The sequence below is a fragment of the Bosea sp. PAMC 26642 genome (assembly GCF_001562255.1).
GTDB lineage: Bacteria > Pseudomonadota > Alphaproteobacteria > Rhizobiales > Beijerinckiaceae > Allobosea.
Genome location: NZ_CP014301.1, coordinates 1737330 through 1753869, shown reverse-complemented (window position 1 = coordinate 1753869; position 16540 = coordinate 1737330). Strand labels below are relative to the sequence as shown.

General features: G+C 66.3%; 13 protein-coding genes. 11 read left to right on the top strand and 2 right to left on the bottom strand.

All coding sequences use genetic code 11. From position 1 onward, the window contains the following. The first annotated feature begins 8 nt into the window (after positions 1-8). The 3 genes from AXW83_RS08195 to AXW83_RS08185 are packed head-to-tail and all read left to right on the top strand — an operon-like array spanning position 9 to position 3831. Positions 9-1064 carry a Gfo/Idh/MocA family protein gene (locus tag AXW83_RS08195; protein ID WP_066612191.1) on the top strand — a complete coding sequence of 352 codons (1056 nt, stop codon included), beginning with the start codon at positions 9-11 and terminating at the stop codon, positions 1062-1064. Beyond that, positions 1061-1909 carry a shikimate dehydrogenase family protein gene (locus AXW83_RS08190; protein WP_066612187.1) on the top strand — a complete coding sequence of 283 codons (849 nt, stop codon included), beginning with the start codon at positions 1061-1063 and terminating at the stop codon, positions 1907-1909. The genes AXW83_RS08195 and AXW83_RS08190 overlap by 4 nt, the downstream gene beginning before the upstream one ends. Continuing rightward, positions 1906-3831, top strand: a complete 1926-nt coding sequence (locus tag AXW83_RS08185) for a bifunctional sugar phosphate isomerase/epimerase/4-hydroxyphenylpyruvate dioxygenase family protein (RefSeq protein ID WP_066612186.1) — start codon at positions 1906-1908, stop codon at positions 3829-3831. Before AXW83_RS08190 ends, AXW83_RS08185 begins: the two co-directional genes overlap by 4 nt. Before the next feature lie 223 nt (positions 3832-4054). Here AXW83_RS08185 and AXW83_RS08180 read toward each other — a convergent pair whose 3' ends face one another. After that, positions 4055-4639, bottom strand: coding sequence for a cytochrome b (locus tag AXW83_RS08180; protein WP_236841864.1), 585 nt, complete (start codon positions 4637-4639; stop codon positions 4055-4057). A gap of 384 nt (positions 4640-5023) precedes the next feature. Here AXW83_RS08180 and AXW83_RS08175 point away from each other — a divergent pair, with 384 nt between their 5' ends. The 7 genes from AXW83_RS08175 to AXW83_RS08145 are packed head-to-tail and all read left to right on the top strand — an operon-like array spanning position 5024 to position 11453. Beyond that, positions 5024-6142, top strand: a complete 1119-nt coding sequence (locus AXW83_RS08175; protein ID WP_236841863.1) for a glycosyltransferase family 4 protein — start codon at positions 5024-5026, stop codon at positions 6140-6142. A gap of 26 nt (positions 6143-6168) precedes the next feature. Next, on the top strand, positions 6169-7140 hold the full coding sequence (locus AXW83_RS08170) for a glycosyltransferase family A protein (protein WP_066612184.1): 972 nt from the start codon (positions 6169-6171) through the stop codon (positions 7138-7140). Beyond that, positions 7137-8192 (top strand): glycosyltransferase, encoded by a 1056-nt coding sequence (locus AXW83_RS08165; protein WP_066612182.1) that lies wholly within the window; start codon positions 7137-7139, stop codon positions 8190-8192. The genes AXW83_RS08170 and AXW83_RS08165 overlap by 4 nt, the downstream gene beginning before the upstream one ends. Further along, positions 8179-9330, top strand: coding sequence for an acyl-CoA dehydrogenase family protein (locus tag AXW83_RS08160; protein WP_236841862.1), 1152 nt, complete (start codon positions 8179-8181; stop codon positions 9328-9330). Before AXW83_RS08165 ends, AXW83_RS08160 begins: the two co-directional genes overlap by 14 nt. Continuing rightward, positions 9324-10037, top strand: coding sequence for a PIG-L deacetylase family protein (locus tag AXW83_RS08155; protein ID WP_082767019.1), 714 nt, complete (start codon positions 9324-9326; stop codon positions 10035-10037). Before AXW83_RS08160 ends, AXW83_RS08155 begins: the two co-directional genes overlap by 7 nt. Before the next feature lie 25 nt (positions 10038-10062). Continuing rightward, positions 10063-10611, top strand: coding sequence for a class I SAM-dependent DNA methyltransferase (locus tag AXW83_RS08150; RefSeq protein WP_236841861.1), 549 nt, complete (start codon positions 10063-10065; stop codon positions 10609-10611). Next, entirely contained in the window at positions 10608-11453 is an 846-nt protein-coding gene (locus AXW83_RS08145; protein WP_210179654.1) for a glycosyltransferase family 2 protein, read from the top strand. The genes AXW83_RS08150 and AXW83_RS08145 overlap by 4 nt, the downstream gene beginning before the upstream one ends. 233 nt (positions 11454-11686) lie before the next feature. Here the strand turns inward: AXW83_RS08145 and AXW83_RS08140 are convergent, their stop codons facing one another. After that, positions 11687-15394 (bottom strand): vitamin B12-dependent ribonucleotide reductase, encoded by a 3708-nt coding sequence (locus tag AXW83_RS08140; RefSeq protein WP_066620117.1) that lies wholly within the window; start codon positions 15392-15394, stop codon positions 11687-11689. A 725-nt stretch (positions 15395-16119) separates the two neighbouring features. On the opposite strand from AXW83_RS08140, the gene AXW83_RS08135 reads away from it, so the two are divergent. Further along, positions 16120-16530, top strand: coding sequence for an NADH:ubiquinone oxidoreductase subunit NDUFA12 (locus tag AXW83_RS08135; protein WP_066620115.1), 411 nt, complete (start codon positions 16120-16122; stop codon positions 16528-16530). The last annotated feature ends 10 nt before the right edge of the window (positions 16531-16540 follow it).

Genomic DNA, 16540 nt, shown 5'->3' with positions numbered 1-16540 from the left:
AACGCACGATGAAGCCAGCCAGACTCGTGGTGATGGGCGCAGGCCTGATCGGCAGCCGCCATGCCGAGCATGTCGCGGCCGAGCCCTGCGCCGTGCTGTCGGCGATCGTCGATCCCTCGCCGGTCGGACGCGCTCTCGCGGAGCGGCTGGGGACCCGCTGGCATCCGAGCTTTGCCGACGCCCTGGCCGAAGAAAAACCCGATGGCGTCATCGTCGCAACGCCCAACCAGTTGCATGTCGCGCATGGGCTCGACGCGGTAGCGGCCGGCATTCCCGCGTTGATCGAGAAGCCGATCGCCGACGATGTCGCGGCCGCTACCGCGCTGGTCGAGGCGGCGGAGGCGGCGCGCGTGGTGCTGCTCGTCGGCCATCACCGACGCCATAATCCGATGATCGCCAAGGCGAAGGAGATCGTCGAGTCGGGCCGGCTCGGGCAAATGCTCACCATCTCGGGCCAGTTCTGGCTGATGAAGCCCGACGACTATTTCGAGGCCAGCTGGCGGCGCCAGCCCGGCGCCGGGCCGGTCTTCCTCAACCTGATCCACGACATCGACCTGTTTCGCCATCTCTGCGGCGAGGTCGTCGAGGTCCATGCGCTGGACTCGAACGCCGTGCGTGGACACGCGGTGGAGGAGACGGCCGTCATCCTGCTGCGCTTCGAAAGCGGCGTGCTCGCGACCGTCAGCGTCTCGGATTCCGTCGTCGCGCCCTGGAGCTGGGAAATGACGACCGGCGAGAACCCCGCCTATCCGCGCCAGGACCAGTCCTGCTACCAGATCGGCGGCACGCATGGCGCGCTCACCATCCCGCAGCTCGAACTCTGGAGTCATCCCGGCAAGCGCAGTTGGTGGGAGCCGCTCCGGCGCGAGCGCGTAACCTTCGCGCCCGACGATCCCCTCGCCGTGCAGATCCGCCATTTCTGCGACGTCATCCGCACCGGCGCGAGCCCGCTGGTCTCCGGACGCGAAGGGCTGCGCACGCTTCGGGTCGTCGAGGCGGTCAAGCGCTCGGCCCGCGATCATACGGCCGTGATGCTGGGTCCGGAAAAGCGGGTCGCGGCATGATCACCGGCACCACGAAACTCATCGCCCATCTCGGCTATCCCACCGAGAGCTTCAAGGCGCCGATGATCTACAACCCCTATTTCGCACGCGAGGGCATCGATGCGGTCGTCGTGCCGATGGGCTGCAAGCCGCCCGACTATCCGGCCTTCCTGAGGCTGTTCTTCGCGCTGTCCAACGCCCATGGCGCCCTGGTCACCATGCCCCACAAGGTGACGACGCTCGGCCTGGTCGATGAGGTCAGCCCCATTGCCGCCATCGCGGGCGCCTGCAACGCCGTCAAACTCCGGGCTGATGGCGCCCTCGTCGGCGACATGTTCGACGGCGAGGGCTTCGTGCGCGGCGTGTTGCGCAAAGGCCGCGCGGTCGCCGGCGCGCAGGTGCTCGTCGTCGGTTGCGGCGGAGTCGGCGCGGCCATTGCGGCGTCGTTCGCGAAGGCCGGCGTCGCGCGACTGGCGCTGTTCGACGCGACGATCCCCGCGATGGCGGGTCTCGCCGAGCGCCTGCGGCGGCATTACCCGCGACTAGGCGTCGAGACGGGCTCCGCCGACCCGGCCCGATTCGATATCGTCGTCAACGCGACGCCGCTGGGCATGAAAGCGGGCGACCCGCTGCCGATGGATGTCAGCAGGATCACGCCGACAACATTCGTCGGCGAGGTCGTGATGAAGCAGGAAATGACTCCCTTCCTCGCAGCTGTCCGCGCCCGCGGCTGCACATTCCAGATCGGCACGGACATGTTGTTCGAGCAAATCCCGGCCTATCTCGAATTTTTCGGCTTCCCGACGACCACGCCTGACGAACTTCGCGCCGTGGCACAGGTGAGCTATCAGGAGAAGCGGCCATGATCCCATCGATCGCCACGGTCTGCGTCTCGGGAACGCTTCACGAAAAGCTGGAAGCCATCGCCGCCGCAGGTTTCCGCGCGGTCGAGATCTTCGAGAACGACCTCATCGCCTTCCCCGGTTCACCGGCCGATGTCCGCCGCATCTGCGGCGATCTCGGCCTGAGCATCGTCACCTGCCAGCCGTTCCGCGATTTCGAGGGCATGCCGGATTCAAGGCGCGCCCGGACCTTCGACCGGGCCGAACGCAAATTCGACCTGCTTCAGGAACTCGGAACGGACCTGCTCTTCGTCTGCTCGACCGTCTCCCCGGAGGCACTGAGCGGCATCGACCGGCTCGCGGCGGATTTCGCGGAGCTGGGCGAGCGCGCGGCGAAGCGGGGCCTCAGGGTCGGCTATGAGGCGCTGGCATGGGGCAAGCATGTCTACGATTATCGCGATGCCTGGGAAATCGTCCGCCGCGCCAACCATCCACATGTCGGCATCATCCTCGACAGTTTCCACATCATGTCGCGCGGGCTCGACCTCTCGACGATCGGCACGATCCCCAGTGACCGCATCTTCATGGTGCAGTTGGCCGACGCGCCGCTCCTGCAGATGGACCATCTGTCGTGGAGCCGGCACTGGCGCTGCCTGCCCGGCCAGGGCGAGTTCGCGCTGCCCGATTTCATGCAGGCGCTGATCTCGACCGGCTTCGACGGATTCCTCTCGCTCGAGATCTTCAACGACCGCTTTCGAGCAGGCTCCGCGCGCTCTGTCGCGCTCGACGGTCATCGCTCGCTGCTCTGGCTGCTCGACGAGACCGCGCGCCGGATCGGGAAGCCGGTGCGCGGCGCCCCGGCCATGCCGCCGCCGGCCCGCGTCGAGGCGGTCGAATTCATCGAGTTCGCCGTCGTCGAAAGCGAGAGAAGCCAGTTCGAGCGGCTGCTGCGTGCGCTCGGCTTTGTCAGGACCGGAGCCCATCGCTCAAAGGATGTCGATCTCTGGCGACAGGGGGATATCCGCATCATCCTGAACAGCGACGAGGACGGCTTCGCACACAGCTATCAGATCACCCATGGTTCTTCCGTCTGCGCCATCGCGCTGCGCGTGGCCGATGCGCGGGCTGCGACGGAGCGCGCCAAGGCGTTGCTCGACGTGCCACATGCCGGCGCGATCGGTCCGGGCGAACTCGACATCCCCGCCGTACGCGGCGTCGGCGGCAGTCTGGTCTATTTTCTCGATGGTGGCGTGGCGCTTGGGCGCTGGTCCGAGGTCGATTTCGTGTCGACCGGCGAAAGCGGACAGGGCGCCGGGCTTATCGCAGTCGACCACATCTCGCAGACCATGCAGTACGAGGAGATGCTCACCTGGCTGCTGTTCTACACCTCGCTATTGGATGCACGGAAAACTCCGAGCCAGGCAGTGATCGATCCGGGCGGGGTGGTGCAAAGCCAGGTCATCGAAAGCGGCGACGGTGGACAGCCTGACCATCCCCTGCGCCTGGTCCTGAACGGCTCACAAAGCCACCGCACGATGTCGGCGCGCTTCGTCACCGATTTCTTCGGCTCGGGCGTCCAGCACATTGCCCTGGCAACGCATGATATCCGCGCGACGGTAGAGACGCTCATGGCCAACGGAGTCGCGATGCTGCCGATGCCGGAAAACTACTATGAAGACCTCGAAGCGAGGGCCGACTTCGCGCCCGGCCAAATCGATGCGCTGAAGGCACTCAACATCCTCTATGATCAGGACGGACATGGCGCCTTCTGGCAGGCCTATACGGCGACGCTCGATGGCGGCTTCTTCTTCGAGATCGTCCAGCGTGATGGCTATCGCGGGTATGGGGCGGCCAATGCCGGCATTCGCCTGACCGCGCAGGCCCGGCTCGCCCGCCCCATCACGGTTCCAGCCGGACTGAGCCATTCTCACGGAAGGTCGCCATAGCAAGAGCATCATTTCAAGGTGGCGACCGGCTCGTAGGTGCGCGCGCTCTGCATCGTTGCCGAAAGCCACGGGGTCGGGGACGGCGCCTTCGTCGCGACATTGCGCTTGGCGGCGCGGGGCGAGCGCCGGATTTTTCCCGTGGCGCTGCAGGGCAGATGCACATCACGGTCTGACATGTTGCGATAGAACGCGCTTCCCTTCTTTTAAAACGCAGCCACTGATTTCAGGTCATCCGCTTCAACAGGTCGTCCTTCCACATAAGGCGATGGAGAACCGCCATGCCCGCGTGTCCGAGAACGACAACGAGGAGCAGGAAGCCGAGCCAGTAGTGAAGTAGATCGCCCGGCACGATCATCCAGTCGATTTTCTCCGCGCGGGCTGGCAGGACAGGAATGCCGAAGGGAGAGAATGGCTTTCCGGATCCGGATTGCCGCAGCAGAGCGATGCCCGGTACCACGATCATTAGTCCGTAAATCACCATGTGAACGGCGGCCGCCACGCGACCGACGCGGTCGTGATGCGGCGGTCTGCGCTTCCAATTTGCCAGGCCCCAACCTCCACGCAGCAGCACCAGCGCGAAGAGGACGAAGCCGAGTTCGAGATGAGTGCCGCCCACGAACCGCGTGACGGCGGAGTCTCCGACCGTGACGAAGAGTAGGGCGCCTGCGAACTGCCAGGCGAAAAGTGCTGCCATCAGCCAGTGAAAGCCCCGGCTGATAAGCCCATATCGTCGGGGGCTATCAAGCCAAAGGGGCCGAGATACGCCGTCGATCCGCGTTGAACGAACTTTCATAGGAGACAGGGTCAAGGCCGTCCTCGTTCAGGTGAGATCAGCCGCAGCACAGGCAACGCAGACTTAATCAGCATATATATGAACTGGACGTCAATGTGAACGGTGGTCGGGCCGCGTCGGCGAGGTAAATACTCTTTACTGAATTCTTGCGAGGCGCGGTTAATTACTGGCCGAATTCATACTAAAAACCATGATTTTCTTATATAAAAGAAGCTCCGACACAATATTGCGTCTACGACGAACTCGAGATCAGAGGCTGGAACTTATTGATCCTGATACGCGTTCAGGTTCGCGTTCCGCAAAATCATCGGGATGTAATCGTCATCAGTATACGAATTCGATGCTGCCGTGAGGATGAGCTTGCATTGCGGGGAGGCTTCCGCAAGCGGCTTGGCCCGGATGCTCGACCTCGACGGACAGGAGCGGCAGTTGCGTATCGGGATCATTGCTCATCTCAAGCACGCCATTTGCGAGCCGTTTGCCGGCGGTCTCGAAATGCATACCTCCATGTTGCAGGGCGCGCTCCGGCGCCGGGGCCACGACGTCACCGTCTTCGCGTCCTCGCGCTCCGAGCCGGCGGCTTTCGTCGAGGCGATCTGCGACGAGACCTCGCTTCTGGCGATCGGCTGCAACGAAGCGCCCGACAAGGCCTTCTTTCAGGAACACCATGCCTATCTCTCCTTGATGAACGGTCTGCGGCGGCGATCCTTCGACCTGATCCACAACAACTCCCTGCATTACCTGCCCGTCGCCATGGCCGACGCGTTGCCGATGCCGCTGGTCACGACGCTGCATACGCCGCCTTTCGCCTGGCTCGAAAGCGGCGTCCGGCTCTGCCGCGCCCCGCATGCCACCTTCGTCGCGGTGTCGGATTCGATCCGCCGGTCCTGGAGCAAGGTCGCGCCGGTCGACCACGTGATCATGAACGGGATCAACCTCGACCGCTTCGCCTTCCACGCCGCTCCTGCTCCTGAGCCCTATCTGGTCTGGTATGGCCGGATCGTTCCCGAAAAGGGCCTGCATCATGCGATCACGGCCGCTGCCCTGATCGGTGCCAATCTGCTGATCGCCGGCCCGATCTCCGACCAGGATTACTTCGACCGCGAGGTCGGTCCCAGGCTGAACGACCAGATCCGCTATCTCGGCCATCTGCCGCATGTCGAACTGGCCGTGGTGGTCGGCGGCGCCCGCGCCTTCCTGTGCACGCCGTGCTGGGAGGAGCCCTACGGCCTGGTGGTCGCCGAGGCCCTGGCCTGCGGCGTCCCGGTTGCGGCCTTCGCGCGCGGCGCTATTCCAGAACTGCTCGATGCCGGCTGCGGCGTGCTGGCGACGCCGGACGATCCGGCATCGTTGGCCCGGGCCGCGACGGCCGCCCAAGGCCTCGACCGGGGCAGTTGCCGTGCGCGCGCCGAGCAGCGCTGCGACGCCGAGCGGATGATCGACGAATACGAGGCGCTTTACGCCGGCCTGATCGACAGGGCCGCCCGGTCGATGCCCGAGAAACAGTTCGCTGCCTGACCTCAGCAGACAAAGGATCAGACTTCATGGCGCGCGATGGAGCCTACACAGCGGAGCACCGGGCGTCGGCCCGCCGGCCCTTCTGTGTCTGCGTGCCGGCTCGCGACGAGGAGGAGCGCGTGCCGCGCCTTTTCGACGCATTGGCCCGGCAGAGCGTTGAAGGATCGATCCCGGTCGCGATCTGTCTGAACAACTCATCGGACGGTTCGGCTGACGCGGTTTTTACCGCGATGTCTCGATATCGCGATCGCCTGTTGATCGAATGCGACATCCGGGATTTTCCGCCGGACCTCGCCCATGCCGGTTCGGCCAGGGCGGCCGCGATGGCCATGGGCGTGAAACGCCTCGGAGGATCCGGGGGCGTGCTGATCACCACGGATGCGGATGCGCGGCCGCCGGAGGACTGGATCGAGGCCAATCTCGATGCGGTTGCCGCCGGCGCCGATATCGTCGGCGGTCGGCTGGTGCTGGACGAGCACGATTCGATCCCGCCCGCCGTGATCCGGGGTCGTGCGCTGTGGGACCGCTACTGGGCGGCGGTTCGCAGGATCGAGGATGAGCTCGACCCCAGCCCTTGGGATATTCCGCCCCGTCATGGCGACCACACCGGAGGCAGCCTCGCGCTGACCTCGGAAATCTATGCCAAGTCCGGCGGCGTTCCGCTTCTGGCTTCGGGCGAGGATCGCGCCCTTGTCGAAGCCGCCGTGATCGCCGGCGGGCGGCTCGTTCACCCGATGTCGGTTTGGACGCGCGTGTCGGCGCGTTCGCAAGGCCGGGCCAGCGGCGGGATGGCCGAGATGATGAGGCGGATGGCCGATACCGCCGCGCCGGCCCAGGCTTTGATGGCTCCCCGCCTGGAGCATTGGCGCGGCCGGTCGCTCTGGCGGCGCGACATGCGCAGACAGCCCGGCGGAGCGAGCGGTCTTACCACGGCGGAGCGGTCCTTGCCGCCGATGCCGCATGACGCGGACCTGACCTTGATGGACCTGCCGTCTTGACCCGCCCGATCGGCTATTACGTTCACCATCACGGCGACGGCCATCGCCGGCGTGCGCTCTCGATCGCCCGGGCGGCGCCCGGATGCTTCACGCTGATCGGCACGGGGCTCGCAGGGCGGACGGACGGCATCACCTGTCTCGACCTGCCCGACGACAGGCCGGTCGGCAACGCGACCTTCGACGGCGCGGATTGCGCCGGCCGCAGGCCTCACGCTTTGCACTATGCGCCGTTCGATCATGACGGCGTGCGCCAGCGGGTCGCGCTGCTGGCGAGCTGGATCGCACGCACGCGCCCGGCGCTCATGGTGGTCGACGTCTCCGTCGAGATCGCCATGCTGGCTCGGCTGGCCGCGACGCCGACCGTCTATGTCAGGCTCGGCGGCGCGCGCGACGACGCTGCCCATCTCGAAGCCTTTCGCGGCGCGCACGCCATGATGGCGCCGTTCCACCGCGACCTCGACGAGCCCTCGACGGTGGAGTGGGTGCGGACCAGGACGCGCTTCTGCCCGGGGCTGACCATCGCGAAGCCCGCGCCTGCGAAGCTGGAGCCTGACACCGTTCTGGTCGTCTACGGGATGGGTGGCCCAGGTGGCAGTGGAGACGATCTTGCCGAGGCGGCCCGCGCCGTGCCCGCTCTGCAATGGCGCGCCATCGGGCCGGTATCGCAGCCGCGCGAGCAGCCGCGTAATCTTGAACTGCCAGGCTGGATCGAGGATGCCGATGCCGAGATCGCCAAAGCGGGTGTGGTCATCGGCGGGGCCGGGGACGGCCTGGTCAACGCCGTGATCGCGGCGGGGCGGCCGTTTATCTGCCTGCCGCAGTCGCGCCCGTTCGACGAGCAGGGCTCCAAGGCGGGCCGGCTGGAGGCGCTCGGCGCAGCCATCGTCCTGGCGCGATGGCCGCAAGCTACGGCATGGCCCGGGCTGATCGCAGCCGCAGAGGCGCTGCGACCCGAGGCCCTCAGCCGCCTGCACGATCCTGACGGACCGCGCAAGGCGGCGCAGTTCCTGATCGCAACCGCAAAGGGAGGCACGGCCCATGCAAATGACTGAACAGGGCCAGCGCGTCGCCCCGTCGCAACCCGTCGCTCGGCCCCATGATTTCGCTCCTCGGGTCCAGGCCGTGTTCAAGCAGCTGGTCGAATCCGGCGCGCGCTATGACGCGGCCCCGCTCTACCCGCAGGAGAGCGTCGAGACCCTGCGGAAGGCGGGACTGCTCCGTCTCTTCGCCCCGCCGGAAAGCGGCGGCGAGAATTTCCCCGACGCGCGCTCGGAGAATGCGGCGTTGTTCAACGTGCTGCGCATCATCGGGCGGGCGGATCTGAGCCTCGGGCGCATCTTCGAGGGGCATGTCAACGCGCTGAAGCTGTTCGCCTGGTTCGGCTCCGCCGAGGATAAGGCCGGCTTGATGTTGAGCCTGCGCAATGGCGCGATCTACGGCGTCTGGGCGACCGAGCCGCCGCCTGGCGTCGCGCTCAGCCGCGACGGCGACGGATGGCTCCTCTCGGGAGCCAAGGCCTTCGCCACCGGAGCCGGCGGCCTCACTCATGCCGTCGTCACGGCGCGGCGGGAGGACGGCGTGACGCAGCTCGTCGTCGTGCCCGCGAACCTCCCAGGCCGCGCCGACCTCTCGGGGTGGCGGGTGCGCGGGATGCGCGCCACCGTCAGCGGCAGTTACGACCTCACCGGCCTGAAGCCCGACGAGAACCAGCTTCTCGGCGCTCCCGGCGATTACGGCGGCGAGCCGCGCTTTACCGCTGGCGCCTGGCGTTTCCTGGCGGTCCAGCTCGGCGGCGCGGAGGGTCTGGTGGCGGAGACGCGCGAGGCGATGTCGGAGGCGGCTCGCGGCGATCCGCTTCAGCGACTGAAGTTCGGTGAAGCGGTCGCGGCGACCCGCACGGCCTATCTGTGGGTGCGCGAGGCAAGCCAACGCGCGGCCGACGATGCGCCGGATGCACCGAGTTTCGTGCGCATGGCGCGCGGCATCGTCGAACGCGCGGCGCTCGACGTGATGGAGCTCTCGGCCCGGATCGTGGGAACGCGCAGCGCCTTTGACGGCCAACGCATCGACAAGATCACCCGCGACCTGAGCCTGTATCTGCGCCAGGCCGGTCCCGACCACGCCCGCGACCAAGCAGCGATCGCCTGGCTCGACCACGACGCCTGGGGCGAGGACGACCGGCTATGGTGAGCCGGCCGTTCGCCGCTCGTCCGCTCGCGCAAGGCGCGGTCGCAACGGCTCGCTGGCTCGTCCTGGCGCCCCATGCCGATGACGAGACGCTGGGTTGCGGCGCGCTGATTGCCCATGCGGCCTCGCGGAACACCCTGGCCGGGGTCGTGGTCCTGACCGACGGCGTCGGCTCCCACAGCCATGACGGGCAATCGTCCCGGGCCCGCCTCATCGCCGCGAGGCGCTGCGAAGCGGCGCTTGCCGTCAGGCGCCTCGCCGGGCCTTACGCACCGGCGCCGCTGTTCCTCAACTGGCCGGACGCGCAGCCCTTCGCTCCCGGCGCGCCCGGTTTCGAGGCGGCGCGACGGATGTTGGTGTCGCTGTGCCGTCGGCGCGGAGTCGATGGCCTCGCCGTCACCGCGCGCCATGAACCGCATTGCGACCACGAGGCTGCCTACGAGCTGGCGCAGGCTGTAGCGGCGACCGCCATGCGGAAGGTCGCGGTCTTCGAATATGTTGTCTGGGCGGCCGAGCCGCCAGCCGCAGGCTATCGTGCGCTGCGCACGCCGCCGATGCCCCCTGGCCGGCGCAAGCAGGCGCTCGCCGCCCATCGCAGCCAGGTCACGCCGCAATTCGGCGAGGGGTTTCGTCTGCCGGAGGCCAAGAAGCGGATGGCGGCGTTCGACGTGCTCTATGAGAGGATCGGCCGCAATGCGCGCGCCCCGTAGCCTCCCGCCCGCCTATTTCGAGGAGATGTTCGCCAGCGCCGCCGATCCGTGGGGTTTCGAGACGAGCCCCTATGAGCAGGCCAAATACGCCCATACGCTCGCGGTGCTCGGCGGCCGCCATTACCGACAAGGCTTCGAAATCGGCTGCGCCAACGGCGTCCTGACCGAGCGTCTAGCGGCGCATTGCGACACGCTGCTGGCCGTCGACGTCAGCGAGACCGCCTTGGACAGGGCCAGGATTCGGTGTGCGGAGCAAAAAACGATCCGCTTCGCCCGTATGAGCTTTCCTCTCGCCGTGCCCGCGCATCCGGAGGTGTTCGATCTGATCGTCCTGTCGGAAGTCGCCTATTACTGGGACGACGCGGACCTTGTGCTGGCCGCGCAGCGTATCGCCGGTTTTCTCGCCCCCGGCGGGGATCTGATCCTGGTGCACTGGACCGGCGAGACGGATTATCCGCAGAGCGGAGACGACGCCGTCGAGGCGCTGAAAGAGACGCTGTCGATCGATGTCGAGACGCTGCTTGCAGAACGTAAGGCGGAGTATCGCCTGGACCTGTGGCGCCGGACCGCATGATCAGCGTCCTCACCCTCGTCAAGAACCGCGAATCGCATCTTTGCAACCTTATGGAAGGCCTCCGGCGCAGCGTCCCGGCTCCCGCCGAGCTGGTGATCGTCGATATGAGCGATACCCCGATTGCTCGGCCCGAATGCGACTTCCCCGTCAGCGTGCTCCGCCTTGACGTCCCAGGCCTGCCGCTGGCTCGGGCTCGCAATCTGGCGGCGGCCCACGCGCGATCGGATCGCTTCCTGTTCCTTGACGTCGATTGCATTCCGGCGGCGGGACTATGCGGCGCGATGAACTCATCCCTGCTGCAGAACGACGCGCTGATATGTGCGGAAGTTCTGTATCTCGGGGCCGGCGGCGTCGGCGAGAGCTGGACGGAGACCGGGCTGCGCGCCACGGGCATGCGCCATCCTGCGCGGGATTTCCCGGGCGATGGTCTCAGGCGGGAGGCCAATGCCGGCCTGTTCTGGTCGCTCGCCTTCGGTGTCGCGCGCGCCACCTTTCACAGGATAGGCGGGTTCGACGAAAGCTTCACGGGCTATGGCGCGGAGGACACCGATTTCAGCTTTGCCGCGCGCGAGGCCGGGCTCGAACTCCTGTTCCTCGGTGGCCCCGGCGCATTCCACCAGCACCACGGCGTTTCCGATCCGCCGCTCCAGCATTTCAGCGACATCGTGAGGAACGCCGAGATCTTCCACCGCAAATGGGGCGTCTGGCCGATGGAGGGCTGGCTGGCCCGTTTCCGCGACCTTGGCCTAATCGCCTGGACCGAGACCTCGTTTATGGTCCGGAGGCAGCCGACCGAGGAGGAGTGCTTGAATGCCGCCCGAGCGCCTGACGCCAGGTATTGATCTTGTCGCCGCCATCGGCGAGCGGCTGCGGAAATCAGCATGTTTGCACGCTGATCGAAGCAGCCGTTCGCAACGCGCGGATTTCGGCGACGCTTGCGGACCGCTAGGCCGATATGCCTCCTCCAGACGACAACGCCCGGCCTGATGGGCCGGGCGTTGAATCAAGAGTTGCGGAACTTTCCTACAAACGCGGCAACACTATGCCTCGCTTTACAACCGTCAACGATGACGCGTCACGAACACCCCGTCGTGCTGCCACACGTATTGCACTTCAGGCACGTGCCGTTCCGGACCAGCGTGAAATTCCCGCACTCTCCGCAGGAATCACCGACATAGCCCTTCATGATCGCCTCGGCGCGCAATTCCGAGGCTTTTGGCTGGGCTTGGGCGGCGGGTGCCGCAAAGCCGAGCTTTGCCATCTCGGCTTCGCCAAACGCTTCTGGCTCCTGCTTCAGGGCCGTGGCGCCGGCCGTAGCGTAGCCATGGGCGGCGGCGGGCCGCGGGGCGTCGGGGGCGGCACCGCCCGAGACCAGCATCAGCTTGTCGGCGCGCGAGCGGACGAGGCCCTTCGAGACCGAGGTCTGCTGCGGCGCGGCGCTCGCGATGCCCTGTCCGTCGCCGCTGGAGAGACCGATATTGCCGACCTCGCTGGGGTCGATATGGGCCAGTTCGTAACGGCCGAGATAGGAGATCGCCAACTCGCGGAAGACGTAGTCGAGGATCGAGGTCGCGTTCTTGATCGAGTCGTTGCCCTGGACGAAGCCGGCGGGCTCGAAGCGGGTGAAGGTGAAGGCGTCGACATACTCCTCCAGCGGCACGCCATATTGCAGGCCCAGCGACACCGAGATGGCGAAGTTGTTGATCAGCGCGCGCAGCGCCGAGCCTTCCTTGTTCATGTCGAGGAAGATCTCGCCGAGCCGGCCGTCATCATATTCGCCGGTGCGCAGGAACAGCGTGTGGCCGCCGATCTTGGCCTTCTGGGTGTAGCCCTTGCGGCGGGTCGGCAGCTTTTCCTGCTCGCGGTTGCGCTCGACGCGCTCGACGATCCGCTCGACGATCTTTTCGGCGATGTGGCCGGCGCGGGCCGTCATCGGCATCTGGTGCAGCGCCTCGACAGGATCCTCCTCGTCGTCCTCGTCGGCGATCAGGGCCGAGTTCAGCGGCTGGGAGAGTTTCGAGCCGTCGCGATAGAGGGCGTTGGCCTTCAAGGCCAGCTTCCACGAGAGCATGTAGGCGCTCTTGCAGTCCTCAACGGTGGCGTCGTTGGGCATGTTGATGGTCTTGGAGATCGCGCCCGAGATGAAGGGCTGGGCCGCCGCCATCATGCGGATATGGCTCTCGACCGAGAGATAGCGCTTGCCGATGCGCCCGCAGGGGTTGGCGCAATCGAAGACGCTGTAGTGTTCGGTCTTGAGGTGCGGGGCGCCTTCCAGCGTCATGGCGCCGCAGACATGGACGTTGGCGGCCTCGATCTCAGGCCTGGTGAAGCCGAGGAAGGGCAGCAGTTCGAAGGTCGGATCGGCGAGCTTTTCGGCCGGCACCTTCAGCACGTTGACCAGGAAGTCCTCGCCCAACGTCCATTTGTTGAAGACGAACTTGATATCGAAGGCGGCCTTGAGGTCCTTCTCGACGGCGTCGATCTTGTCCTGCGGGAAGCCCCTGGCCTTGAGCGAGCCGTGGTTGATGCCGGGCGACTGGGCCAGCGTGCCGTGGCCGACCGCATAGGCCTCGATCTCGGCGATCTCGCTCTCGCGGTAGCCGAGCGCGCGCAGCGCGTCGGGCACCGCGCCGTTGATGATCTTCCAGTAGCCGCCGCCGGCGAGCTTCTTGAACTTCACCAGCGCGAAATCGGGCTCGATGCCGGTGGTGTCGCAATCCATGACGAGGCCGATCGTGCCGGTGGGCGCGATCACGGTCGACTGGGCGTTGCGGTAGCCATGCGTCTCGCCGAGCGCCAACGCCTCGTCCCAGGCGGCCTTGGCGCGCTGCGACAGGACGGCGCTGGAGCCGCCGAGGCGGGCGAGCGTGCCGTGGTCGAGCGGGACCGGCGTGACTTCCAGCCCCTCATAGCCCGAGGCGAGGCCATGGGCCGCGACGCGATGGTTGCGGATGACCCGCAGCATGTGGGCGGCGTTCTTCTTGTAGCCCGGGAAGGGGCCGAGCTCGCCGGCCATCTCGGCGGAGGTGGCATAGCTGACGCCGGTCATGACGGCGGTCAGGGCGCCGGCCAGCGCGCGGCCCTCGTCTGAATCGTAGCCGAGGCCCATTGTCATCAGCAGGCCGCCGATATTGGCGTAGCCGAGTCCGAGCGTACGGTACTCGTAGGAGAGTTCGGCGATTTCCTTCGAGGGAAACTGCGCCATCGTCACCGAGATTTCGAGCACTACGGTCCAGAGCCGGCAGAGATGCTCGTAGGCCGCGACGTCGAAGGCCTTGGTGTCGCGATCGTAGAACTGCAGCAGGTTGGCCGAGGCCAGATTGCAGGCGGTGTCGTCGAGGAACATGTACTCCGAGCAGGGATTGGACGCGCGAATGCGGCCGGACGCCTTGCAGGTGTGCCAGTCGTTCATGGTGGTGTTGAAGTGCAGGCCGGGATCGGCGCTCGCCCAGGCGGCGTAGCCGATCTTCTCCCAGAGGTCGCGGGCCTTCAGCGTCTTCATCACCTTGCCGGTGGTGCGGCCGGTCAGGTTCCAGTCGCCGTCCGTTTCGACCGCGCGCAGGAAGTCGTCGGTCAGCGAGACGGAGTTGTTCGAATTCTGGCCGGAGACGGTGAGATAGGCCTCGGAATCCCAGTCGGTGTCGTAGGTGTCGAACTTGATCTCGGTGTAGCCCTGCCTGGCGAACTGGATGACCCGCTTGATGTAGTTGTCGGGCACCATCGCCTTGCGGGCGAGCTTCACCTCCCGCTTGAGTGCGGGGTTCTTCTCGACGTCGAAGCAGGAATCGCCTTCGCCCTCGCAGTTGATGCAGGCCTTCATCACGGCCTTCATGTGCTTCTGCACAACCTTGGAACCGGTGACGAGGGCCGCGACCTTCTGCTCCTCGCGAACCTTCCAGTCGATATAGGTCTCGATGTCGGGGTGATCGACGTCGACCACGACCATCTTGGCAGCGCGACGCGTCGTGCCGCCCGACTTGATCGCGCCCGCGGCGCGGTCGCCGATCTTGAGGAAGGACATCAGGCCCGACGAGCGGCCGCCGCCGGCGAGCTTTTCGCCCTCGCCGCGCAGCATCGAGAAGTTCGAGCCGGTGCCCGAGCCGTATTTGAACAGGCGCGCCTCGCGGACCCAGAGGTCCATGATGCCGCCCTCGTTGACGAGGTCGTCCTGCACGCCCTGGATGAAACAGGCATGGGGCTGCGGGTGCTCGTAGCTCGACTTCGACTTGACCAGCTTGCCGGTCTTGAAGTCGACGTAGAAATGGCCCTGGCTCGGGCCGTCGATGCCATAGGCCCAGTGCAGGCCGGTGTTGAACCATTGCGGTGAGTTCGGCGCTACCATCTGGCGGGCGAGCATGAAGCGCAATTCGTCATGGAAGGCCTGCGCGTCGTCCTCGGAGGAGAAATAGCCGCCCTTCCAGCCCCAATAGGTCCAGCAGCCGGCGAGCCGGTCGAAGACCTGCTTGGAGGAGATCTCGGAGCCGTAGCGCTCCTTCTCGGGCAGGGCGGCGAGGGCGGCCTCGTCGGGTACGGCGCGCCAGAGGAAGGAGGGAACGTCGTTCTCCTCGACCTTCTTCAGGCGCGCGGGCACGCCGGCCTTGCGGAAATACTTTTGCGCGAGGACGTCGCTGGCGACCTGCGACCAGGCCTCGGGAACCTCGATGCCCTCCAGCCGGAAGACGATCGAGCCATCAGGGTTGCGGATCTCGCTGACGGCGGAGCGGAACGGAATCGCGGCGTAAGGCGACTGGCCGGCGGTGGTATAGCGGCGCTCGATGCGCATGATCTGTCGTCCCTCAAGATCTGCCGCGGGCGATGATGCCTCGCGCGGCCGGTTGATCACCGGCTCCGGATATCCAAACTCGGTTTGATGCCCCGTGGACGTCTTGGCGTTGTCACCCGCCTCGCTTCGTCCGGTTGCGGCCAGACAGGTCCGCAGACGATCCTTCGCCATTGCCGTTACCGGCATGCCGCAATGACCGCATCGACCCACTGGAAACTCTTTCGCAGGTGTCGATTGGCGCTTTGCGCCGGCCGTCATGCGATCGTCAAAAACTAGTCCCGAACAGGTCGTCCAGTCAAGGATTAGTGCGCCGCAAACCCTGTGGACACGACATCTGGTAGGATGTGTGAGTTATGGGGATAAGTCTCAAGGCCGGCGGCTAAGCCTTGGGAATCGCGGGACGAATCCGAGCGCCGGGCAAGAGTGCCACAGTCGGCCGGCAATGGAAGCGGCGCGATTCAGCTCAAGGATGGTTGACCAAGCGTTAGCGGGCGGTGCCGGGGCGGGCGCATGGAAGCGGAATCTGCACAGGCGCGATCAAGTGCTTGAAGTGGCGGTGCGTTCGCGCGGAGAGGATGCCTTGGCTGCCAATTCGAATCGGGGCCGAATCGTGGCGGGGCGGTTTCCGCGCGTGTCGAGGATGCCGCGGACTGGACAGCGCCGGTCCGCATCTTCATAAGTCGCGGCGACGCATGACGCAGACCGACCGCGACGGGTACGAGCCCATGAAGCCTTTCCTGCTGCAGATCTTCACCTGGTGGAACGGCCAGACCATCGGCACCCGCTTCCACACCTGGCGCTTCGGCGAGCGGGTCGGCGAGGACGAGTCCGGCAATGTCTATTACCGCACCAAGGGTGGGGTGAAGGACAAGGCGCTCGGCATCCAGCGCCGCTGGGTCGTCTATAACGGCGAGGCCGAGGCCTCCAAGATCCCGCCGGGCTGGAACGGCTGGCTGCACCACACCGTCGACGTCGCGCCTTCCGAGGAGCGCTACCAGCCGCGCGAGTGGCAGGAGCCGCACCAGCAGAACTGGACCGGCACGGCCTTGGCCTACCGGCCAAAGGGCTCGACTTTGGCCGAGGGCGAGCGCCCGGCCGCGACCGGCGACTACGAGGCCTGGACGCCGGGGCGCTGAGTCGGCATCC